This is a genomic window from Agrobacterium sp. 10T429 (assembly GCF_056393925.1).
The window spans coordinates 139566-163064 of sequence record NZ_JBFTGV010000008.1 but is presented as its reverse complement, the minus strand read 5'-3'; the positions used below and the strand labels follow the sequence as shown (position 1 = coordinate 163064).

General features: G+C 59.2%; 18 protein-coding genes. 13 read left to right on the top strand and 5 right to left on the bottom strand.

The annotated features are described in order from the left end of the window. Window positions 1-46: 46 nt before the first annotated feature. From cydC to AC1DCP_RS18595, 4 genes are all read right to left on the bottom strand, one after another. A complete protein-coding gene (cydC, locus tag AC1DCP_RS18610) occupies window positions 47-1738 on the bottom strand; it encodes a thiol reductant ABC exporter subunit CydC (protein ID WP_476774556.1) in 1692 nt (563 codons plus the stop codon). Beyond that, window positions 1735-3519 carry a thiol reductant ABC exporter subunit CydD gene (gene cydD / locus AC1DCP_RS18605; protein WP_035199930.1) on the bottom strand — a complete coding sequence of 595 codons (1785 nt, stop codon included), beginning with the start codon at window positions 3517-3519 and terminating at the stop codon, window positions 1735-1737. Before cydD ends, cydC begins: the two co-directional genes overlap by 4 nt. Before the next feature lie 17 nt (window positions 3520-3536). Next, window positions 3537-4112 carry a GbsR/MarR family transcriptional regulator gene (locus AC1DCP_RS18600; RefSeq protein WP_013762080.1) on the bottom strand — a complete coding sequence of 192 codons (576 nt, stop codon included), beginning with the start codon at window positions 4110-4112 and terminating at the stop codon, window positions 3537-3539. 290 nt (window positions 4113-4402) lie between these two features. Further along, on the bottom strand, window positions 4403-5434 hold the full coding sequence (locus AC1DCP_RS18595; RefSeq protein ID WP_004431840.1) for an L-idonate 5-dehydrogenase: 1032 nt from the start codon (window positions 5432-5434) through the stop codon (window positions 4403-4405). Between the two features lie 205 nt (window positions 5435-5639). On the opposite strand from AC1DCP_RS18595, the gene AC1DCP_RS18590 reads away from it, so the two are divergent. From AC1DCP_RS18590 to AC1DCP_RS18580, 3 genes are all read left to right on the top strand, one after another. Then, window positions 5640-6395 (top strand): SDR family oxidoreductase, encoded by a 756-nt coding sequence (locus tag AC1DCP_RS18590; RefSeq protein ID WP_025595224.1) that lies wholly within the window; start codon window positions 5640-5642, stop codon window positions 6393-6395. A 43-nt stretch (window positions 6396-6438) separates the two neighbouring features. Beyond that, window positions 6439-7332 carry an NAD(P)-dependent oxidoreductase gene (locus AC1DCP_RS18585; RefSeq protein ID WP_004431829.1) on the top strand — a complete coding sequence of 298 codons (894 nt, stop codon included), beginning with the start codon at window positions 6439-6441 and terminating at the stop codon, window positions 7330-7332. A 172-nt stretch (window positions 7333-7504) separates the two neighbouring features. Continuing rightward, on the top strand, window positions 7505-8488 hold the full coding sequence (locus AC1DCP_RS18580) for an aldose epimerase family protein (protein WP_476774555.1): 984 nt from the start codon (window positions 7505-7507) through the stop codon (window positions 8486-8488). A 20-nt stretch (window positions 8489-8508) separates the two neighbouring features. Here AC1DCP_RS18580 and AC1DCP_RS18575 read toward each other — a convergent pair whose 3' ends face one another. Beyond that, window positions 8509-8970 (bottom strand): Lrp/AsnC family transcriptional regulator, encoded by a 462-nt coding sequence (locus tag AC1DCP_RS18575; protein ID WP_003498392.1) that lies wholly within the window; start codon window positions 8968-8970, stop codon window positions 8509-8511. Between the two features lie 168 nt (window positions 8971-9138). Between AC1DCP_RS18575 and AC1DCP_RS18570 the strand changes: the two genes are divergently transcribed. From AC1DCP_RS18570 to AC1DCP_RS18525, 10 genes are all read left to right on the top strand, one after another. Then, window positions 9139-9852 carry an aspartate/glutamate racemase family protein gene (locus tag AC1DCP_RS18570; RefSeq protein ID WP_004431822.1) on the top strand — a complete coding sequence of 238 codons (714 nt, stop codon included), beginning with the start codon at window positions 9139-9141 and terminating at the stop codon, window positions 9850-9852. Then, window positions 9853-10623 (top strand): class II glutamine amidotransferase, encoded by a 771-nt coding sequence (locus tag AC1DCP_RS18565; RefSeq protein ID WP_004431819.1) that lies wholly within the window; start codon window positions 9853-9855, stop codon window positions 10621-10623. 442 nt (window positions 10624-11065) lie between these two features. After that, entirely contained in the window at window positions 11066-13528 is a 2463-nt protein-coding gene (locus AC1DCP_RS18560; RefSeq protein WP_004431815.1) for a glycogen/starch/alpha-glucan phosphorylase, read from the top strand. After that, window positions 13528-15735: a 1,4-alpha-glucan branching protein GlgB gene (gene glgB / locus AC1DCP_RS18555; RefSeq protein WP_019566535.1), complete on the top strand. Its 2208-nt coding sequence runs from the start codon at window positions 13528-13530 to the stop codon at window positions 15733-15735. Before AC1DCP_RS18560 ends, glgB begins: the two co-directional genes overlap by 1 nt. Window positions 15736-15757: 22 nt before the next feature. Then, window positions 15758-17020 carry a glucose-1-phosphate adenylyltransferase gene (gene glgC, locus AC1DCP_RS18550; protein WP_004431809.1) on the top strand — a complete coding sequence of 421 codons (1263 nt, stop codon included), beginning with the start codon at window positions 15758-15760 and terminating at the stop codon, window positions 17018-17020. Window positions 17021-17025: 5 nt separating this feature from the next. Further along, a complete protein-coding gene (gene glgA, locus AC1DCP_RS18545; RefSeq protein WP_065663242.1) occupies window positions 17026-18468 on the top strand; it encodes a glycogen synthase GlgA in 1443 nt (480 codons plus the stop codon). A gap of 4 nt (window positions 18469-18472) precedes the next feature. Next, window positions 18473-20101 carry an alpha-D-glucose phosphate-specific phosphoglucomutase gene (locus AC1DCP_RS18540; protein ID WP_004431805.1) on the top strand — a complete coding sequence of 543 codons (1629 nt, stop codon included), beginning with the start codon at window positions 18473-18475 and terminating at the stop codon, window positions 20099-20101. Between the two features lie 133 nt (window positions 20102-20234). Beyond that, window positions 20235-22190 carry a glycogen debranching protein GlgX gene (gene glgX, locus AC1DCP_RS18535; RefSeq protein ID WP_035199926.1) on the top strand — a complete coding sequence of 652 codons (1956 nt, stop codon included), beginning with the start codon at window positions 20235-20237 and terminating at the stop codon, window positions 22188-22190. 54 nt (window positions 22191-22244) lie between these two features. Next, window positions 22245-22733: a MaoC family dehydratase gene (locus AC1DCP_RS18530; RefSeq protein ID WP_004431798.1), complete on the top strand. Its 489-nt coding sequence runs from the start codon at window positions 22245-22247 to the stop codon at window positions 22731-22733. Between the two features lie 30 nt (window positions 22734-22763). Further along, window positions 22764-23492 (top strand): transporter substrate-binding domain-containing protein, encoded by a 729-nt coding sequence (locus AC1DCP_RS18525; RefSeq protein WP_323131576.1) that lies wholly within the window; start codon window positions 22764-22766, stop codon window positions 23490-23492. Window positions 23493-23499 lie beyond the last annotated feature (7 nt).

Genomic DNA, 23499 nt, shown 5'->3' with positions numbered 1-23499 from the left:
AGGCCGGCCTTCTGTTACGAAACGGCGCCGGCCCTGAAAAAATCACTCAGTCCGGACGCAATGTTTGCAGCATTACGTCGTATTCCGGGGTGCCGCTTTGACATTGATCAAGTTGGCGCCCCTCTCTCAGCACGATGATGCGATCGGCAAATTCCGCCTCACGGCGATTGTGGGTTATCATCACGACAGTCTTGCCTTCCGCCCTCGCAAACAGCCGGCCGAGCACGTCACGGGCGGTTTCGCCGTCCAGCCCTTCCGTCACCTCGTCGAGAAGCCAGAGTGGTTTGTCGCGTAGAAGGAAACGGGCAAGGGCGAGCCGTCGTGACTGACCGCCGGATAGACCCTGCCCCGCCTCGCCAAGTCTCGTATCCAGCCCTGCGGCGAGGGTTTTGACATGCTCGCCAAGGCCTGCCGATTGAAGGGCATCCCACAGTTCACGCTCGGTCGCGGCAGGTTTTGCCAGCCTCAGATTATCAGCGATGCTGTCTCGAAAAAGCTGACTTCTCTGCGTCATGAGCGAGCAAGGCAAAGCGCTGACCCTGCCCGCCGCCGGTTGCACTTCACCAGCCAGAAGCTGGATGAGGCTGGTCTTGCCCGCACCGCTCGGCCCGATAATCGCAATCGTCTCTCCGGCGGCGATTGCAAGGTTGATATTCGTCAGGACAGGATTTTCGTTCCCATCCCGCTCCAGCCGCACACCATCCAGCTCAGCCACCAGGCCCATGGCAGGCACGCGCGGACAGTTGGCGGCTGCTTCAGCGGAAAGACGCGGCGCAATGCGTCTTGCCGAAAAAAGCGTGCGCCCGAGTTCCATTGCTCCACGGCGCAGCGCCGTGAAGGGCTCCAGCGCGGCGAAACAGACAAGCAGGCCGAGGGCGGCAGTCGGCGCGGTCACAACGTCCTGCTCCGCAAGCCAGGCCATGCCGAGGAGAGCCGCACTCAAAAGAACCGCCGCTGAGATGCCGAATGAAAAACCGGCATTGGTTTCGATCCGGTTCAAGCGGTCATCGCAGGCGAGCAGATAATTGTCGGCCCGTTCAATCGCCGCAACCTGCGCGGAGAGACAGGCAGTCGTGAGCAATTCCACCTGTCCGTTGACCAAGTCCGCCGTGCGGGCACGAAGCGCTTCAAGCCCGATTGCCCGGCGACGCGCAAATTTTTCCGCCGTCAACGCCGAGCGCACTGAAATGCCAAGACCCGCCGCAATGAGGAAGAGGGCCGCCAGAACGCCCGCAAGCGGATTGAGGAGGGCAAGACCGATGCCTGTTGCGATTGCGGCGAGGATTGCGACGGCGGCGGGTACCAGCACGCGCAGATAAAGCGAATCCAGCGCATCGATATCCGCAGTCAGCCGGTTCAGCAGGCGGGCGGGCCTCGCCTCCAGATGTTTCGCCGCCTGCGGTGCGGCAAAGCCACGAAACAGCTTTTCGCGAAGCGCTGCAAGCACGGACAGCGTCGCCTCATGGGTGGTCATGCGTTCGCCATAACGGGCAGCGGTGCGTGACAACGCCAGCAGACGGATGGCCGCCGATGGCGCAAAGACGTCGAAAGCATAGGCCGTCGCGGGGACCAGACCGGCAATCGCGGTCGCAGTAATGAACCAGCCGGAAACGCCGAGAAGGCCTATACCCGCCAGCACCGTGGTTGCTGCCAGAACCGCGCCAACGAGCAGCATGCCGCGACGCGCCGACCAGAACAGGGAAATAACAGGTTTCAATATCGCAAAACGCGCGATCATGACTGCCCCCTCGAATGGATCGTCGTCATATCCACGACCCTGTCCATGCGCGCGGCGAGCACAGGATCATGGGTTGCGACGATCAATGTCCTGCCTTTTGCGAGTTGCAGCAGGTTTTCGGTGACGAGCGCAGCCGTCTCCCGGTCAAGATGCGCTGTCGGTTCATCGACCAGCACAAGCTGCGTCGCCGGATCGGCGAAAGCACGCGCAATGGCGAGGCGCACCGCCTCCCCGCCCGAAATACCGTAGCCGCCGTCTCCTATAGGCAGATGCCGGCGTGCTTTCGACAATGCATCCAGCCCGGTGCAGCGCAGCGTCTCATCAACCATACCTTCGCTGACACCGGCGCGGCCAAAGCGAATGTTCGCCTTCAGGGAACCGGCAAAAAAGAACGGCTTCTGGCTGACCCAGCCGATTGTCTTGCGCAGTCCATCGGCAGTCGCATGACCAAGCGTTACGCCCCCGATCCCTATTGTACCGCCGTCAGCCTCGGCCAAGCCGGCAATCAAGGAGAGTACAGTGGATTTACCACAACCGGAAGGCCCAAGAATCGCAACTGTCTCGCCTGACTGGACCGTAAGATTTAGATTCCGAATGGCAGGCGGAGCATTCGGATAGGCGAAGGAGAGATTAGCCAACTCCACCAGACCGGGCGTCGGAAAAGGGGCCATTGCGACCTCCTTACCCTCACCCACGATGGCTTTGCCAGCCCGCGTCAATGTGTCGAGCGCGCCCAGCGCCGCCTCGCCGGCTGCGCGGTCGTGCCAGACGGCGGACAACTCCCGCAGCGGTTCGAAAAAGGCAGGCGCCAGAAGCAGGATGAACAGCCCCTCGGCAAGTGTCAGCTTCTCGCCCCACGCGCCGAAATCGAGAAAACCGAGCAGATGGAAACCGATATAAACGGCTGTCATGGCAACGCCGAGGGCAGCGAAAAGCTCCAGCACCGCCGAGGACAGAAAGGCGATCCGCAGGACAGCCATCGTCCGCTTCTTGAGGTTCTCTGCGTCCGTCCGCAGGCGTCCAGCGGTCAGATCAACGGCTTCCAGTGCGCGGATCGTTTCCAGGCCACGCAGGCGATCGAGCAGGAAAGCATTCATGTTGCCGGTCTCGGCCAGCTGCTTTTCACTGGCAGCCTTCGCCTGCCAGCCGATCAGCGCCATGAAAAGCGGGATAGTGGGCATGGAAAGCAACAGAACAAGCGCCGCAATCCAGGTAAATGGCAGGATTGCCAGCACGAAAACCAAGGGGACAATGGTAGCTTTCATCCGCGCAGGCTGGAACCTGGAAAGATAAGGTACCAGCGCTTCGGCTGCCTCTGCGATAACGCTTGCCGCCTCGCCGGAGGCCGTACGCGCCAGATCAAGCGGCGACACCTCCGCAACGGCATGAAGCGCTTGCAGCCGCCGCCGCGAAAGGGCGGCACGCGCGGCGCGAAACGACAGTCTCGCAGCAACTTTTTCCAGCCATGCCTTGAGGAGACCGAGAATGAGAACAGCCACGGCCGCCGGCAGGATCGCCGTCATCGGCGCACCGTCGGCAATATTTCCGACCGAAAATGCAAGCAAACCCGCCTGGGGCAACCAGAGCAGAGCCGGCAGGACATGCAGCAGGGCGACCGATCTTCCTACCGCGGGTGCCTTCGCGAGTTCCGCCGTACCGACACCCTTGTCATTGGCGGATTTACCGAAGAAGCGCCGCCGTGCCTTGTCGGGAGAGACCGCCGCTGGAACTGGACAGTCTGCATCATCGCCATTGGCGGATTGCCGGATTTCTGCGGACATGCTCACGGACGATCTCCTCACCTGTCCTTCTTGGCACGGGGTCTGGCAAGAGAGACGATCTTGTCCTTGGCCTCCAGAAGCTTCGTGACCTTCGAGCCGAGTGCCAGAAGCGAAGCCAACCGCTCCGTCTCCAGCTTCTTCACATCGTCATACCAGCCGGTGAGCTGCTCGATCAGCGTTTTCATCTCATCGATGCGCTTCTGCGCATGCCGCTCCTCTTCGTTTTCCGGCTTCTCCATCAGGATTTCACGAAGCACGCTGAGTGTCGGGTCGATCTCGCGCTTCTTGCGCTCTTCGGCAAGGGTGCGCAGAATTTGCCACACATCCTCCGGCGTCGTGAAAAAATCGCGCCGGTCGCCGGGGAAATGCTTGAGAATTGCAAGGTTCCACGCCTGAAGCTCCTTCAGGCTCATCGACACATTGGAACGGGAAATGCCGAGCGACTCGACAATGTCGTCCGCGCAGAGCGGCTTCGGCGAGATGTAAAGCAAAGCATAGACCTGGCCGACCGTGCGGTTGATGCCCCAGCGGCTGCCCATCTCGCCGAAATGCAGCACGAAGGACTGAACGAGCGGAGAAAGATTGGTGGGCATTTCTTTGCTTCCTGTATTTTCAGTAATTTCTGAAATTTCGATAAAGCAAAAAATGGCAATCGGCAAATCACCTTTTTGACCTGCGTCAAAATGTGCAAATCAGAAGAGGCAGCGACTGCCGGGGATCAGGGCTGCGCCCTCTGGTACACTTTCCCGGCCCGCGATGCACGAAATGATATCGATAACATCAAAGACGTCTTGTTGTAGATGGAAGCGCGCGCATGAAAATCGGCGGCGGATTAATCCACCGCCGATCAAGACGTCGACAAACCGGCGTGCGCAACAGGCGCTTACGAAAAAGCGATCTGCACCTTCATGGCGCGGCTGCGGTCGGAGGCAAATTCGAAGGCCGAGATGGCGTCATCGAGGTCCACCGTCTGGGTGATGAACGGCTTGACGTCGATCAGGCCTTTGCGCATCAGTTCGACGCCCGTCGCGAATTCCTCGTGGAACCGGAAAGAGCCGCGCAGATCGAGTTCCTTGGCAGTAATCGCCATCATCGGCAGGCTCATATCGCCACCAAGGCCAAGCTGGACGATGATGCCGCGCGGACGCAACGCCGTAATCCCGCCCGCCAGTGCAACGGCGGCACCGGAGCATTCATAGAGAACGTCGAAGGTTCCCTTGTTCGCGCCGTACGCCGCCAGCGCATCAGGCTCATCCTTGCTGTTTATGACGCGGTCCGCGCCCGCTTCCCGCGCCTTGGCAAGCGTGAAGTCCGAAAGATCGGTCGCGACGATTTCAGCGGCACCGGCACGGCGGGCAGACAGGATGGAGAGAATGCCGATGGGGCCGCAGCCGGTGACGAGCACGCGTTTTCCGAGCAAATCGCCGGCGCGGCGGGTGGCATGCAGCGTTACCGCCAGCGGTTCCGCCATAGCTGCCTCACCGGCACTCAAACCGTCGGCCGGAACGCATTGCAGGGCATCCGCGATGAGAACCTCGCGGAAAGCGCCCTGAATATGCGGAAACGGCATGGCGCTGCCATAAAAGCGCATGTTGAGGCACTGATTGTGCAGGCCTTCCTGGCAAAAGCGGCAGGTCCTGCACGGACGGGACGGCGAAACCGCGACCAGACCGCCAACCTTCAGCCCTTCGACGCCCTCGCCCAGCTCCTCAACAATGGCGGAGACCTCATGTCCCAGCACCATTGGTTCGCGAAGCCGTACCGCGCCGAAACCACCGTGATTGTAATAGTGAAGATCGCTGCCGCAAATCCCGCCCCGAGCCAGACGAAGACGCACTTCTCCTGCCCCCGGCGCCTCCTCCGGCCTCTCCTCGATGCGTACATCCTTTGCCCCGTGGGCGACAATCGCTCTCATAAATATCTCCCGTTCGATATCGCGCCTTAAACGGCGCAACAAAATAATCCCTATCCCAATCATTGCCGCCGCCCTGCAGCCTCCCCGCGCGCATGTTGCGTACCGGAAACAGGCGTTTAAGCCTTGACATCCACGTCTGAAAGGGATGAATGTTATCGATAACATAAACCGGCATGAAAGCAATGTCGAGAGACTGGAGGAAACAGTGGGCCTTAATTTGTTCGATCTTTCCGGCCGCCGCGCCCTGATCACCGGCTCGTCGCAGGGCATCGGCTTTGCGCTGGCGCAGGGCCTGGTGGAGGCGGGAGCCGAAGTGGTGCTGAACGGCCGCGACGAGGCAAAGCTGAAAGCAGCCGCCGCAGGCATCAAGGGTGCCAAGACGCTCGCCTTCGATGCCACCGATCATGATGCGGTGCGCAAGGCCATCGACGGTTTCGAGGCGGAAGTCGGCCCCATCGATATTCTGGTCAACAATGCCGGCATGCAGCACCGCACACCGCTGGAGGATTTTCCGGCCGACGCCTTCGAGCGCCTGTTACAGACAAACATCGCCTCGGTGTTCCACGCAGGGCAAGCCGTCGCGCGTCATATGATCAGCCGTGGACGTGGCAAGATCATCAACATCGCCAGCGTCCAGACCGCTCTTGCCCGCCCCGGTATCGCGCCGTACACCGCCACCAAGGGCGCCGTCGGCAATCTGACGAAGGGCATGGCGACGGACTGGGCCAAATATGGCCTGCAGTGCAACGCCATTGCGCCGGGCTATTTCGACACGCCGCTCAACGCGGCGCTGGTGGCCGACGAGACGTTTTCAGCATGGCTTGAAAAACGCACGCCCGCCGGCCGCTGGGGCAAAGTCGAAGAGCTTGTCGGCGCCTGCATTTTCCTGTCGTCCGATGCCTCGTCTTTCGTGAACGGACATATTCTTTACGTCGACGGCGGCATTACCGCCTCGCTTTGAAGAAGCCGTAACCACGACGCTTTGGGAGGAGACCGTGAGCACCATGACCGAGAAGAACAAAATCGCCCTCATTGGCGCTGGCGCGATGGGCGGCGCGATCGGTACGCGGCTGATCGAGACCGGCAATCACCTGACGGTTTTCGATCTGGACGCGGAAAAGGTGGCGGCTTTGACCAGCCTTGGTGCGCATAGCGCCGAGACGGCGGCGCAAGCGGCTTCGGTCTCCGATGTCGTGATCCTCAGCCTCAATTCGCCGAAAATCGTCCGCGCCGCCGTTTTCGGCAAAGATGGCGTGGCGGCGGGGGCCAGGCCCGGCACGCTGATCATCGACATGTCCTCCATCGATCCGGAAGCGACAAAAGAACTGGCGGCGGATGCGGCTGAAAAAGGGCTGCGCTGGGTGGACAGCCCGCTTTCCGGCGGCGCGCCGAAGGCACTCGTCGGGCAACTGACCCTGATGGCCGGCGGCACGGAAAAGGATGTGGCCGATGCCCATCGCGTGCTGCGGCACGTGGCCAGCAACTACACCCATATGGGTCCAAGCGGCGCAGGCCAGACGACGAAGCTCATCAATCAGGTTCTTTGCGGGCTGAACTTCCTTGCCGTAGCGGAAGCAACGCAGCTTGCGCTGGATGCCGGCGTCGATGCCGCCAAAATTCCGCAGGCGCTGAAAGGCGGCCGCGCCGACAGCGCAATTCTTCAGGAATATATGCCACGTTACGTGGCGAAGGATTACCGCCGGACTGGCCGCATCGACAATATGGTCAAGGACCTGAACGGCGCGCAGGATCTGGCTCGACGCACCAACACGGCCATGCCGCTGACGGCGGTTTGCGCCGAGGTGCACCGCATGCTGACAGCGGCGGGACTTGGCGGCGAGGATCAGGCCGCCCTAATGGAATTTTTCACCGGCGCGAAACGCACCTTCACGGAATGATTTGCGCCATGGCCAGGGCAATAACACCTTAGAGGCCGAGCTGACGCGAGGTCATTAAGGTGTGCCACCGTCATGGCCATTGCGAAATGTCTCCGCAGCGAAGATGATCGGGCGAATCGGCGGCGCAATCGGCCCGACGGCCGCAGACGCTTGCATGAAGGACAATTTCCCGATGACCACTTCCGCAACAGGCACGGGGATTGCCAGCCTGACCGTTTCCGGAAACGGCTTCAGCGCCGAGATCGCTTATGAGGGCGCGACCCTTCTGAGCTGGCGGCCACGACTTGCCGATGGCAATGAAAAAAACCTTGTCGACGGCTATTCGTCGCTTCAGGAATTGCAGTCGCAGAACGGCGTGAGAAACGGCATTCTCGCCCCGTTCACCAATCGCATTCCTCAGGGCCAATTTAAATTTGGCGGGGAGATGCACCGTATCGAGCCGGTGCTTGCCCACGAGGACCTCGTCTTCCACGGATTTGCCCGTGCCCTGCCCTTCGCCCTCGACCGGTCTTTCGAGGAAAACGACGCGCACATTATCGTCTTTCGTGCCGAGATATTGCCGGCCGAATTCAAGGGCTATCCCTACCATCTCGCCATCGAGGTGGAATACCGGTTTGCCGGCCATGCGGTTACCATCGATATACGCGGCATCAATGGCGACGACCGGCCTTTGCCCTTTGCGGCCGGCTGGCATCCCTATTTCCGTCTGCCCGGCATATCCTCCATCGACGATCTCCTTCTCACCCTACCGTCGCGAACAGCGATCAAAACGGACGAGAATTTGATACCACTCAGCGACAGTGAGACGGGCATTCTCAAACGGGACGATGCAGCGTTTCTTTCTGCCGCGCCGCTCGCAGGCCATGTGCTGGATGTCTGCTTTACCGATCTGATCCCATCCGCAAACGGGCTTTACGAGACTAGGATCGAAAACCGGAACGATGGTTCGAGCCTGACCGTTTGGCAGGAGCGCGGCCACATGCATGTCTTTACCGGCGATACGCTTGCCCGCGACAGGCGAAAATCCATCGCGCTCGAACCTGTGGAAACACCGACAAACGCCTTCAACCAGCCGCAACTTGAAGCGGACATCACCCTTCAACCGGGCGAGACCCGAAGTTTCCGCTTTGGTTTCCGTTTTGAAGCCGAGAGCTGAAAAAAGACCAAATATTGCGATCAGATATGCGTCGTCGGGAGTGAAGACGACAGCTTCACCGTCTCCATGGAGATATAGGCGGACATGTCGTAAAGCTCGACCCGCCGGAGGATCTGTTTGTAGATGGTGTCGTAATATTCGACATTTGGCAGCACGAGTTTCAGAATATAATCGAAATTGCCGGTCAGCCGGTGCACCTCGACGATCTCCGGTATGGTGCTGACGGCGGCATGGAACCGGTCCAGCCAGTCCTCCGCATGCAGGCCGGTTCTCACAAGCAGGAAAACCGTGGTCGGCAGGTTGATTTTCCGCCGGTCGAGCAGCGCCATCGTGCCGGTCACATATCCTTCCGCACGCAGACGCGTGATACGGCGGGAACAGGCGGAAAGCGATAATGACACCTCATCCGCGATATCGGCGAGAGGTGTTTCTGCATTCTCCTGGAGAATCGCAAGGATTCGGCGGTCACGGTCGTCAATCATTGCTCAAGAATGCATCAGTTAACGTAGTGGCGCAAGAAATTTGCGAGCTGAGCATAATGCACGCCCAGAATTTGCAATCTGCCTTCTAAATCCCTGAAAAAACGCATGCCGTTTTCATCGCGGCAATGGCATTCTTGTCATCAATCAAACTTTTATAAGGGAACGCCTATGAAACGGATCGGTCTGATCGGCGGCATGAGCTGGGAATCCACCGCAACCTATTATCGCATGATCAACGAGGCCGTTCGTGACAGCCGCGGTGGGCTCGTATCCGCCGATATCGTCATGCATTCGCTCGATTTTTCCGAGGTTGTCGCCCTTCAGAAGGCTAACCGCTGGGATGAGGCCGGCGCGCTTTTGGGCGCTGCGGGTGCGCGTCTTGCCAATGCGGGTGCCGATTGTGTGCTGATCTGCACCAACACCATGCACCTCGTTGCGGAAACCGTTGAAAAAATGTCGGGCGTCACTCTCATCGACATCATTGACGAAACTGCCACCGCATTGAAGGCGGATGGACGCCGCAAGCCGCTTCTGCTCGCCACACGCTACACGATGGAACATGGCTTCTACACCGACCGCATGCGCCGCCACGGCGTCGATGTGGTCGTGCCGGATGAGGAAGACAGGGCCGCCATCCACGACATCATTTTTGGCGAATTGTGCCAGGGCGAGATCAAGTCGTGCTCGCGCGAGCGCTACATGTCGGTCATCGAGAAAGCCCGTGCGCTCGGCGTCGATTCCGTCATTCTCGGCTGCACCGAAATTTCCCTGCTGATCGATCCCGATGCCCTGCCTTTGCCGGGCTACGATTCGACCGCCATTCACGCCCAGGCCGCTGTCGGCTTCGCGCTCGAAAACAAGGCCCTGAACAGAGCTGCATGAATGTGCCGCCTTTTTGCCTATTCCGGTAAACCGGTCTGGCTCGACAGTCTTCTGATCGAGCCGGAAGCATCGCTGGTCAGCCAGTCCATGGCCGCAAGGGAAGCTAAAACCGTCGTCAACGGCGACGGTTGCGGTCTTGGCTGGTATGGCGAGCGCGGAACGCCCGGCGTTTTTCGCGACACCAGACCCGCCTGGTCCGACGCCAATCTGGCCGCCCTTTGCCACCAGCTCCGCTCGGGCATGTTCATGGCCCACGTCCGCTCCGCCACATCAGGCGAAGTATCCCGTGCCAATTGCCACCCCTTTGCGCATGGTCAATATCTGTTCATGCATAACGGCCAGATCGGCGGCTACGAGCAGATCAGGCGCGACATTGATTCCCTCATACCCGATGATATTTATTCCGCCCGGCGCGGCACCGGCGACAGCGAAGCCATCTTCCTGATTGCCGCCGGCCACGGCCTTGATGCGGACCCGGTTCGGGCCATTTCCACCGCGCTGCGCCTCTGCCTGGAAAAGATGATCGCGGCGGGTGTTTCTTCCGCGTTGCGGTTCAGCGCCGTGTTGATGGATGGCGATTGCCTGCACGCCTTCCGCTGGTCAAGCGACGACAAGCCGCCAACGCTTTACTGGCGCGGGCTTGAAGAGGGCATCGCGCTAAGCTCGGAACCCTTTTCCTTCGATTGCACCCCGTGGTGTGCGGTGCCGCCAAATACCCGGGTGACGATCCGCGCCGGCGGTATGACCACTGAACCTTTTTCCCTGCCGTAAACGTCGCATTTCATGACGACCGAGGCCATTTTTTTCAGTTTGGCCGCCACCGGTGGGCGCGGCTGCGGCAGCGTCGTGTTTATTTTCATTGAATTATCTCCGCCGCGAAGGCTAGTGTGTGATCCGATAGACCGAAACAGATTTCAGGACCGGTGAACCATTTCAGAAGTGTTGCAGCCCCTCTCCCTTTCTTGAACGATGCCCTGCATCGCAAGGACCATGCAAACCCGTTCATGAATGACGGACAATGGGCAGGCAATGCCTTTGGCGATCCTCGGGACGCTGAAGAAAAAGTGTTATTTTTCATTACCCTAATCTGTTCAAATTTCCACAAAAAATGCTGTTGCCACGCCTCCATATCGATGCATAAACTGGCATCAGTAAAGGCAAACCGGATCGACCTCATCAGACCCTCTCCTCCCACCAAGGTGCTGACCGACCAATGATCAATAATCTAAACGCCGCCGATCTTCCCCGTCCCGCCCCGCGCAGTTCCAACCCGGAAATCATGGCAGCGGAAATCATCGAGCGCCTCACCTACCGTATCGGCAAGGACGTAAAAGTTGCCAAGCCGCATGACTGGCTGACCGCGACCATTCTCGTCGTCCGTGACCGCATCATCGACAAGTGGATGGCCTCCACCCGCAAGGCCTATGCCAACAATTCCAAGCGCGTTTATTACCTGTCGCTCGAGTTTCTGATCGGTCGCCTGATGCGCGATGCGATCTCCAATATCGGGCTGATGCACGAAATCAGGGACGCGCTTTCTTCGCTCGGCGTCGATCTCGATGTCATTGCGGGACTGGAACCGGATGCGGCACTTGGCAATGGCGGCCTTGGCCGTCTCGCTGCCTGTTTCATGGAATCGATGGCAACCGTCGATATTCCCGCCTATGGCTACGGCATCCGTTATGTGCACGGCCTTTTCCGCCAGCAGATGGCGGACGGATGGCAGGTGGAATTGCCGGAGACGTGGCTGGCGCACGGCAATCCCTGGGAATTCGAACGTCGCGAAAGCTCGTATGAAATCGGCTTTGGCGGATCGGTGGAAACCATCGGTGGATATGAGGAGCCGCAGCGCTTCGTCTGGAAACCGGCCGAACGCGTCATTGCCATGGCTTACGACACGCCTGTCGTCGGCTGGCGCGGCACCCGCGTCAACACCTTGCGCCTATGGTCGGCGCAGCCTATCGACCCCATTCTGCTTGCCGCCTTCAATGCCGGCGACCACATCGGCGCGCTGCGGGAAAGCAACAAGGCCGAAAGCCTGACGCGCGTTCTCTACCCCGCCGATGCGACCCCAGCCGGCCAGGAATTGCGTCTGCGGCAGGAGTTTTTCTTCTCCTCCGCCTCCCTGCAGGACATTCTGCGCCGTCACCTGCAGCAATATCCGGATTTCACCTCGCTGCCCGACAAGGTTTCGATCCAGCTCAACGACACGCATCCGGCCATTTCCATCTGCGAAATGATGCGCCTGCTATGCGATGTCCACGGCCTTGAATTCGACGAAGCCTGGAAGATCACGCAGGGCACCTTCTCCTACACCAACCACACGCTTTTGCCCGAAGCGCTGGAAAGCTGGCCCGTCCCGCTGCTCGAGCGGCTTTTGCCGAGGCACATGCAGATCGTCTATGCGATCAATGCCAATACACTGGTCTACGCCCGCAAGGAAAAGAAGATGCCGGATCAGCAGATCCGGTCCATCTCGCTGATCGACGAAAACGGTGAGCGGCGCGTGCGCATGGGCAATCTCGCCTTCATCGGCTCGCATTCCATCAACGGTGTCTCGGCACTTCATACCGAACTGATGAAGGAAACGGTCTTTGCCGACCTGCACAGCCTTTATCCCGAGCGCATCAACAACAAGACCAACGGCATCACCCCGCGCCGCTGGCTGATGCAGTGCAACCCCGGCCTGACCGGATTGATCCGGGAAGCGATCGGCGACGATTTCCTCGACGATGCGGAAAAGCTGACAGCGCTCGACCGCTTCGCCGACGACGCCGGTTTCCGCGAAAAATTTGCCGAAGTGAAGCGTCTGAACAAGGTGCGGCTTGCCAATACGGTGGCGCAACGCATGGGCATCCGTGTCGATCCCTCGGCCATGTTCGACATCCAGATCAAGCGCATCCATGAATATAAGCGCCAGCTTCTGAACCTTATCGAAACGGTGGCGCTTTACGACCAGATCCGTTCTCACCCGGAACTGGATTGGGTACCGCGCGTTAAGTTCTTCGCAGGCAAGGCAGCGCCGAGTTATCACAACGCGAAGCTGATCATAAAACTTGCCAACGATATTGCCCGGGTCATCAACAACGATCCGGCCGTGCGCGGGCTTCTGAAAGTGGTGTTTATTCCGAACTACAACGTCTCGCTTGCGGAAATCATGGTTCCGGCCGCCGATCTGTCCGAACAGATCTCGACGGCTGGCATGGAAGCCTCGGGCACCGGCAACATGAAGTTTGCGCTGAACGGCGCGCTCACCATCGGCACGCTGGATGGTGCGAACGTCGAAATGCTCGAACATGTCGGCGAGGACAACATCGTCATCTTCGGCATGACGGCGGAAGAGGTGTCGAAAGCGCGCGCCGAGGGCCACAACCCCCGCGCGATTATTGAACAGTCGGTGGAACTGTCGCAGGCGCTGTCATCCATCGCCTCTGGCGTATTCTCACCCGACGACCGCTCCCGCTTTGCCGGGCTGATCGACGGCATTTACAACAGCGACTGGTTCATGGTCGCGGCCGACTTCGACGCCTACGCCGAAGCGCAGCGCAAGGTGGATGCGATCTGGAGCGATCCGGAAAGCTGGTATGCGAAAACAGTCCGTAACACGGCGCGTATGGGCTGGTTCTCGTCCGACAGGACGATCCGGCAATACGCCGCCGATATCTGGAGAGCCTGATGAAAAAACCGCTCAATTCGGCCGAAGAGAAAAAGACTGGCGAAATCACGAAGGCTGAAATCGAGGCGATCAAGAGCGGTTTGCATTCCAACCCCTTTGCACTTCTCGGCGTTCACGAAACGCCGGGAGGTTTTTCTGCACGGTGTTTCATTCCGGGGGCTGAAGAAGTATCTGTCCTCACACTGGACGGATCTTTCGTCGGCGAACTGAAGCAGCTCGATCCGGAGGGTTTCTTCGAAGGCCCGGTCGATCTCACCTCGCGTCAGCCGGTGCGTTATCGCGCCTGTCGCGACGATGCGGAATGGGCAGTGACCGACCCCTACAGCTTTGGTCCGGTTCTTGGACCGATGGACGATTATTTCGTCCGCGAGGGATCGCATCTGCGACTGTTCGACAAGATGGGCGCTCATCCGCTCAAGCTTGAAGGGGTCGAAGGTTTCCACTTCGCCGTCTGGGCTCCCAATGCGCGGCGCGTCTCCGTCGTCGGCGATTTCAACAATTGGGATGGTCGACGGCATGTGATGCGTTTCCGCAAGGATACCGGCATCTGGGAAATTTTCGCACCTGACGTCTATGCCGGCTGCGCCTATAAATTCGAGATTCTCGGCGCAAACGGCGAGCTTCTGCCGCTGAAGGCCGACCCCTATGCACGGCGTGGTGAACTGCGGCCGAAGAACGCCTCCGTCACCGCACCAGAACTGGCGCAGAAATGGGAAGATCAGGCCCACCGGGAACATTGGGCGCAAGTGGACCAGCGCCGGCAGCCGATCAGCATTTACGAGGTGCACGCCGGTTCCTGGCGGCGTCGCGAGGACGGCACCTTCCTCAGCTGGGACGAAATGGCCACCCAGCTCATTCCCTATTGCACGGATATGGGCTTCACCCATATCGAGTTTCTGCCGATCACCGAACATCCCTACGATCCTTCCTGGGGTTACCAGACGACCGGGCTTTATGCCCCGACCGCCCGTTTCGGCGATCCGGAAGGTTTCGCCCGCTTCGTCAACGGCGCCCACAAGGTCGGCATCGGCGTGATCCTCGACTGGGTTCCTGCGCATTTTCCAACCGACGAGCACGGCCTGGGCCTGTTTGACGGGACAGCGCTTTACGAACATGCCGACCCGCGTCAGGGTTTTCACCCCGACTGGAACACGGCCATCTACAATTTCGGGCGCATCGAGGTATTGTCCTACCTCGTCAACAACGCGCTTTATTGGGCCGAAAAATTCCATCTCGATGGATTGCGCGTCGATGCCGTCGCCTCGATGCTCTATCTCGATTATTCCCGCAAGGAAGGCGAGTGGATCCCCAACGAATATGGCGGGCGCGAGAACCTGGAATCCGTCCGCTTCCTGCAGAAAATGAACTCGCTCGTCTACGGCACCCATCCGGGCGTCATGACCATTGCTGAAGAATCTACCTCCTGGCCGAAAGTGTCGCAGCCGGTTCACGAGGGCGGCCTCGGTTTCGGCTTCAAATGGAATATGGGTTTCATGCACGACACGCTGAGCTATTTCTCACGTGAGCCGGTGCACCGCAAGTTCCACCATCAGGAACTGACATTCGGCCTTCTTTATGCCTTCACCGAAAATTTCGTGCTGCCGCTTTCCCATGACGAAGTAGTGCACGGCAAGGGATCGTTGATCGCCAAGATGTCCGGCGACGACTGGCAGAAATTTGCCAATCTCCGGTCCTATTACGGCTTCATGTGGGGTTATCCCGGCAAGAAGCTGCTGTTCATGGGGCAGGAGTTCGCCCAGTGGAGCGAATGGAGCGAAAAGGGATCGCTCGACTGGAACCTTCGCCAATATCCGATGCATGAGGGTATGCGCCGCCTCGTGCGCGATCTCAACCTCACCTACCGTTCGAAAGCCGCTCTGCACGCCCGTGACTGCGAACCCGAAGGTTTCCAGTGGCTGGTGGTCGATGATCACGAAAACTCGGTCTTCGCCTGGCTGCGCTCGGCGCCCGGCGAAAAACCGGTTGCGGTTATCTGCAATCTGACCCCGGTCTACCGGGAAAACTATTATGTGCCGCTTCCTGTTGCGGGGCGGTGGCGGGAGATTCTCAACACCGATGCCGAAATTTATGGCGGCAGCGGCAAGGGAAATGGCGGACGCGTTCAGGCGGTCAATGCCGGTGGGGAGATAGGGGCGATGCTAGTCCTGCCGCCCTTGGCAACGATCATGCTCGAACCGGAAAACTGACAGACAGAACGGGAGGACAACCATGTCGGAAAAAAGAGTTCAGCCCCTGGCGCGTGATGCAATGGCCTATGTTCTCGCGGGCGGTAGAGGAAGCCGTTTGAAGGAATTGACGGACCGCCGGGCAAAACCAGCGGTTTATTTTGGCGGTAAGGCCCGCATCATCGATTTTGCACTTTCGAACGCGCTGAATTCCGGCATTCGCCGCATCGGCGTCGCCACGCAATACAAGGCTCACTCCCTCATCCGCCACCTGCAACGCGGCTGGGACTTCTTCCGTCCAGAGCGTAACGAAAGCTTTGACATTCTGCCGGCCTCGCAGCGCGTGTCCGAAACGCAATGGTACGAAGGCACCGCCGACGCCGTTTACCAGAACATCGACATTATCGAGCCCTATGCGCCCGAATATATGGTCATTCTGGCCGGCGACCATATTTACAAGATGGACTACGAATACATGCTGCAACAGCATGTCGATTCCGGCGCGGATGTAACGATCGGTTGCCTTGAAGTGCCACGCAAGGAAGCGTCGGGCTTCGGCGTGATGCATGTGAACGAAAAAGACGAGATCATCGACTTCATCGAAAAGCCGGCCGATCCGCCCGGCATTCCCGGCAATGAGAATTTCGCGCTTGCCTCGATGGGGATCTACGTCTTCCATACGAAATTCCTGATGGAAGCGCTGCGTCGCGATGCCGCCGACCCAACCTCCAGCCGCGACTTCGGCAAGGACATCATTCCCTATATTGTCCAGCACGGCAAAGCCGTCGCCCACCGTTTCGCGGACTCCTGCGTGCGTTCGGATTTCGAGCACGGACCATACTGGCGCGATGTCGGAACCATCGATGCCTATTGGCAGGCCAATATCGACCTGACGGATGTGGTGCCTGACCTCGATATCTATGACAAGTCCTGGCCGATCTGGACCTATGCGGAAATCACTCCGCCGGCGAAATTCGTGCATGACGATGAGGACCGCCGCGGTTCTGCCGTGTCGTCGGTTGTGTCAGGCGATTGCATCATTTCCGGCGCCGCCCTCAACCGTAGCCTTCTGTTCACAGGCGTGCGCGCCAATTCATACTCCCGCCTTGAGAATGCCGTAGTACTGCCGAGTGTAAAGATCGGGCGCCACGCCCAGCTCAGCAACGTCGTCATCGACCATGGAGTGGTCATTCCGGAAGGACTGATTGTAGGAGAAGACCCCGAACTGGATGCCAAACGTTTCCGGCGCACGGAAAACGGCATTTGCCTTATCACCCAATCGATGATCGACAAGCTGGACCTGTAGAGCCCATGAATGTCCTTTCGGTTTCATCCGAAATTTATCCCCTGATCAAGACCGGAGGGCTCGCCGACGTTACCGGCGCCCTCCCCATCGCGCTCGAAGCCTATGGCGTGAGAACGCGCACATTGATACCCGGATATCCGGCGGTGAAAGCCGCCGTGACGGACCCCGTCAAATGTTTTGAGTTCACCGATCTGCTTGGCGAAAAGGCCGATCTGCTCGAAGTCCAACATGAGGGGCTAGACCTTCTGATCCTTGACGCGCCCGCCTATTACGAGCGTTCCGGCGGCCCCTATCTCGGCCAGACCGGCAAGGATTATCCTGATAACTGGAAGCGCTTTGCGGCGCTCTCGCTGGCAGCGGCACGAATCGGCGCCGGTGTGCTTCCCGGCTGGCGGCCGGATATGGTGCACGCCCATGACTGGCAGGCAGCGATGACCCCGGTCTATATGCGTTATGCCGAAACGCCGGAGATTCCGAGCCTTCTCACCATCCACAACATTGCTTTTCAGGGTCAGTTCGGGGCCAACATCTTCAGCAAGCTCGAATTGCCCGCCCACGCCTTCGGCATGGAAGGAATCGAATATTATAACGATGTCAGCTTCCTCAAGGGCGGCTTGCAGACGGCAACCGCGCTCAGCACGGTCAGCCCATCCTATGCGGAAGAAATCCTGACCGCGGAATTCGGCATGGGGCTGCAAGGGGTGATCGGCAGCCGCGCCCATGTGCTGCACGGTATCGTGAACGGCATTGACGCCGATGTCTGGAACCCGGCCACCGACCATCTGATCCACGACAACTATTCCGTCACCAATCTCAAGAACCGCGCGCTGAACAAGAAGGCCGTCGCAGAACATTTCCGCATCGACCAGGATGACAGCCCGCTTTTCTGCGTCATATCCCGCCTCACCTGGCAGAAGGGCATCGATCTGATGGCGGAAGCCGTGGACGAGATCGTTTCCCTCGGCGGCCGTCTGGTCGTGCTGGGCGCCGGCGATGTGGCATTGGAAGGCGCGCTACTGGCGGCGGCATCCCGCCACCATGGCCGCGTCGGTGTCGCCATCGGTTATAATGAGCCGCTGTCGCATCTGATGCAGGCGGGTTGCGATGCGATCATCATCCCCTCGCGCTTCGAGCCCTGCGGCCTTACCCAGCTTTACGCGCTGCGTTATGGCTGCGTTCCCGTGGTTGCCCGAACCGGCGGCCTTGCCGATACGGTGATCGACGCCAACCATGCCGCCATCGCCAATAAATCGGCGACCGGTGTACAATTCTCACCCGTCACGCTCGACGGTCTGAAACAGGCGATCCGCCGGACCGTGCGTTATTATCACGACCCGAAACTTTGGACACAAATGCAGAAACTCGGCATGAAATCCGATGTTTCCTGGGAAAAAAGCGCTGCGCTCTACGCCGCGCTTTACAGCCAGCTTATTTCGAGAGGCCATTGAAACAATGATCAAGACCGTTCAGACGACACCCTTTCAGGATCAGAAGCCGGGCACATCCGGCCTGCGCAAGAAGGTGCCCGTCTTCGCCCAGGAAAATTATGCCGAAAACTTCATCCAGTCGATCTTCGACTCGCTTGAGGGCTTTCAGGGCCAGACGCTGGTGATCGGCGGCGATGGCCGTTATTACAACCGCGAAGTCATCCAGAAGGCGATCAAGATGGCGGCCGCCGCCGGTTTCGGCAAGGTGCTGGTCGGTCAGGGCGGCATTCTCTCCACCCCCGCCGCCTCCAATATCATCCGCAAATACAAAGCCTTCGGCGGCATCGTGCTTTCCGCCAGCCATAATCCTGGTGGCCCGACCGAAGATTTCGGCATCAAATACAATATCGGCAATGGCGGCCCAGCGCCGGAGAAGATCACCGACGCGATCTATGCCCGCTCGAAGGTCATCGACAGCTACAAGATTTCCGACGCTGCCGACGTCGATCTCGACAAGGTGGGCAGCTTCAAGGTGGATGAACTGACGGTCGACGTCATCGATCCGGTCGCCGATTATGCCGCTTTGATGGAAGAACTGTTCGATTTTGCCGCCATTCGCGCCCTGATTGCCGGCGGCTTCAAGGTTGTCGTCGATTCCATGAGTGCCGTCACCGGCCCCTATGCCGTGGAAATCATCGAAAAGCGTCTCGGCGCGCCGAAGGGCTCCGTCCGCAACGCAACGCCTCTGCCCGATTTCGGCGGCCACCATCCCGACCCCAACCTGGTGCACGCCAAGGAGCTTTATGACGATGTCATGAGCCCGGAAGGTCCCGATTTCGGCGCGGCGTCGGATGGCGACGGCGACCGCAACATGGTGGTCGGCAAGGGCATGTTTGTCACCCCGTCCGACAGCCTGGCGATCATCGCCGCCAATGCGCGGCTCGCGCCCGGTTATGCCGCCGGCATTTCCGGCATCGCCCGTTCCATGCCGACAAGTGCCGCAGCCGACCGCGTCGCCGAAAAGCTTGGGCTTGGCATGTACGAGACGCCAACCGGCTGGAAATTTTTCGGCAACCTCATGGATGCCGGCAAGGTTACAATCTGCGGTGAGGAAAGCTTCGGCACCGGCTCCAACCACGTGCGCGAAAAGGATGGCCTGTGGGCCGTGCTCTACTGGCTGAACATTGTCGCCGCCCGCAAGGAAAGCGTGAAGGACATCGTTACCAAGCACTGGGCCGAATATGGGCGCAACTATTATTCCCGCCACGATTATGAGGAAGTGGATTCGGACGCAGCAAACACTCTGGTGGCCATCCTGCGCGAAAAACTCGCAACACTTCCCGGCACCAGCTACGGCAATCTTAAGGTCGCAGCTGCTGATGATTTCGCCTATCTCGACCCGGTCGACCAGTCCGTCAGCAAGAACCAGGGTATCCGCATCCTGTTCGAAGGTGGTTCGCGCATCGTGCTGCGCCTTTCCGGCACGGGCACTGCGGGCGCAACGCTCAGACTTTACGTCGAGCGCTATGAGCCGGATGCGGCCCGTCACGGCATCGAAACGCAGGCGGCGCTTGCCGACCTTATTTCCGTTGCCGATACGATCGCCGGCATCAAGGCCCATACCGGCCGCAACGAACCGACCGTCATCACGTAAGGTTTTGCATTGCACGCACCGTTTCCGGCAACGGGCATAGCGAAAAACTTGGCAGGCGGCCATGAGGCCGCCTGAGGTTACTGACTAACCTCCCCGCCAGACTCGATATCATCATCTTCCGGAGAGAGAGACCATGCAGAAACCAGCCGTTTTCCCCAAAGGCGTAACCCAGACGGAAAACGGAACGGAATTTGCGGTCTATTCCCGGCACGCCTCACAAATCGACCTTTGCCTTTTTGATGCGACGGGCGAAAAAGAGACGGCGCGTTTGCCAATGAGGCGCGATGAGAATGACATTCACCGGCTGACAGTTGCCGAGACCGGCCCCGGTGCGCGATATGGCTACCGCGCCGACGGCATTTATGCCCCCGAACATGGCTTGTGGTTCGACCCCGCAAAACTGCTGCTCGACCCCTATGCCACGGAGATAGACCGGCCATTCCGGCATGATGCCGCGCTTTTGGCCTATGGCGAAGACACGGGCGCGATCATGCCAAAGGCGATCCTGTCGCAATATGAGCAGGTCAGGCGCCAGCCGCCACGCTTTGCCGAAGGCGGGCTGATTTACGAACTCGCGGTTAAATCCTTCACCAAATTGCATCCTGCCGTGCCGGAAGAGCTGAGAGGCACGGTGGCAGCGCTGGCTCATCCTGCCATTATCGCGCATTTGAAAAAAATCGGTGTCGATGCGGTGGAGCTGATGCCGATCACCGCCTGGATCGACGAGCGCCACCTGCCGCCGCTTGGCCTTTCGAATGCATGGGGATACAATCCCGTCGGCTTCATGGCGCTCGATCCGCGCCTCTGCCCCGGCGGAGTGCGGGAGCTGCGCGACACGGTTGCAGCCCTGCACGCGCAAGGCATTGGCGTCATTCTCGATCTGGTCTTCAACCATACGGGTGAAAGCGACAGCGAAGGCTCCATCCTGTCTTTGCGCGGACTGGACAATCTCACCGCTTTCCGTCACCCGGAAGGAAAGCCGGGCGTGCTGGTCAATGACACCGGCACCGGCAACACGGTGGCCTGCGATCATCCCTATGTGCGCCAGCTCATTATCGATTCCCTGAGGCATTTCGTTCTCAATGCCGGTATCGATGGCTTCCGTTTCGATCTCGCGCCCATATTGGGACGAACGGCTAGTGGCTTCGACATGGCCAGCGAAACGCTTGCCGCCATGCACTCTGACCCGGTACTATACGACCGCGTGCTGATCGCCGAACCATGGGATATCGGCCCCGGCGGCTATCAGCTCGGCAATTTTCCGGAGAGCTTTCTGGAATGGAACGACCGCGCCCGCGACGACATGCGCCGGTTCTGGCGCGGCGATGCGGGAACGACCGGGGCGCTGGCCAATGCGCTTTCCGGCTCTTCGCCGATCTTTTCCCGCCATGGACGTTCGAAAAGCCGCAGCGTCAATTTCCTTGCCGCCCATGACGGTTTCACCCTGTTCGATCTCGTCAGCCACGAACACAAGCACAATGAGAAAAACGGCGAGAACAATCGCGACGGGCATAATGAAAATCATTCCTGGAACAATGGTTTGGAGGGATTGACGGACGATCCTGCCGTCGTGGCCGCCCGCCACGCGGATGTGAAAGCGCTGCTTTCCACGCTCTTCGTCAGTCGCGGCACGTTGATGCTGACCGCCGGCGATGAGGGTGGCCGCAGCCAGTATGGCAATAACAATGCCTATTGTCAGGACAACGAGATAACGTGGGTCGACTGGTCGTCGCTCTCCCAGGAGCTGACTGACCACACGGCATTTCTTGCAGCACTTCGCAAACGCTTCGGCGTGTTTTCGCAAACCGAGTTTTTCTCCGGCAACGGCGATGTGGCATGGCTTGCCCCCGGCGGAGAACCGATGACGGTCGCGGAATGGGAAAGGCCGGACATGCCGGCTTTCGCCATGGTGCTTGCCACGCCGGACCACGAGACCGAAAACGACGCGGAGCTTGCCGTGCTCATCAACCGCAGCCATGAGATCGTGCCCTTCACCCTGCCGGGCGACGACTGGCAAGCGATGGGCACGGATTTCGGCAATCCGGCCTTCCTGCCTGCCCGCTCGGTGGTGTTTTATCTGCGCGGTTGATCGCTTGGCCCCGGCACCTTTATAAGTTCCGAAAGGCAATCGAGAAGAGGTAACATGGCAAAGGAAATAGCGCTGGCGGAAATGAAAAATTTCGTCGGCACGGAGCTGGGCGTTTCCGACTGGATCACCGTCGACCAGACAATGATCGACGCCTTCGCAAAAGCGACGCTGGACGAACAGTTCATCCATACCGACCCGGAACGCGCCAAGGCGGAAAGCCCCTTTGGCGGCACTATCGCGCATGGGTTCCTGACGCTCTCGCTGCTTTCGGCTCTGAATTACGATGCCCTGCCCCGCATTCGCGAAACGACCATGGGCATCAACTACGGCTTTGACGCCGTCCGCTTCGTCACGCCGGTCAAAAGCGGAGCACGGGTGCGTGGCCGTTTCACTTTGGCCGAGGCGCGGTTTCGCGGCGCCGCCATGCTGGTGACGACCTATGATGTGACGGTGGAGATAGAAAACGAGAAAAAACCGGCGCTCACTGCCCGCTGGACAACCATCACCCAGTTCAACCCCGAGGACAGGCCGCAAGACGCCTGATGGCGAAGTAAATCCCAATTTGAGATCGGAGTGTCTGTGAGATTCGCATATTTGATAGAACCTCCGTTCAACTACAGGAACGAATGCGGCGATGTGACCGGGTGCGATGTGGAGTTGGCGCGAGTCATTCTAGCCATGATCAGTATTCATGACATTGAATTCATCGAAACCGAATTCTCGCAATTGTTGCCTGGGCTGAACGAAAACCTTTGGGATATGACTACTGGCCTCTTCGATACCGCTGAACGCAGAAAGATCGTGACGTTCAGCCATCCCATCTGGGCGTTGCCTGATGGACTGTTGGTGAGGAAGGGCAACCTCAGAGATCTGGACGGATACGCATCGGCAGCAAAAAATCCGGAATGTACGCTGGTCGCGATCCGTGATCAGATCCAACATCGCGCAATTATGGAAGCGGGCGTGCCCGATGACCGCATTCTCATTTGCGAGACCTACGACGAGGCCGCTCAGGCCGTATTGGATGGGCGTGCCGACGCCTATGCCAGCGTGGCCATGGCCCATCTCGGTTTTATGCAGCAAAATCCAGAGCTCGATTTGGAAGTTGTCTCTGTTTTACCGAAAGAGAGACCAGCAGCCTCAGGCGCATTTGCTTTCCGCCAATCCGACCGGGAACTCCAGAGCGCGGTCGATGCGGCGCTTCTTTGTTATATCGGATCAGACGAGCACCGTGTGCTGATGCGCAATTTTGGTTTTGATGATCAAGCCCTCGTCAACGGCGAGGCCAGTCTGGCAAAGTAACGCCGGA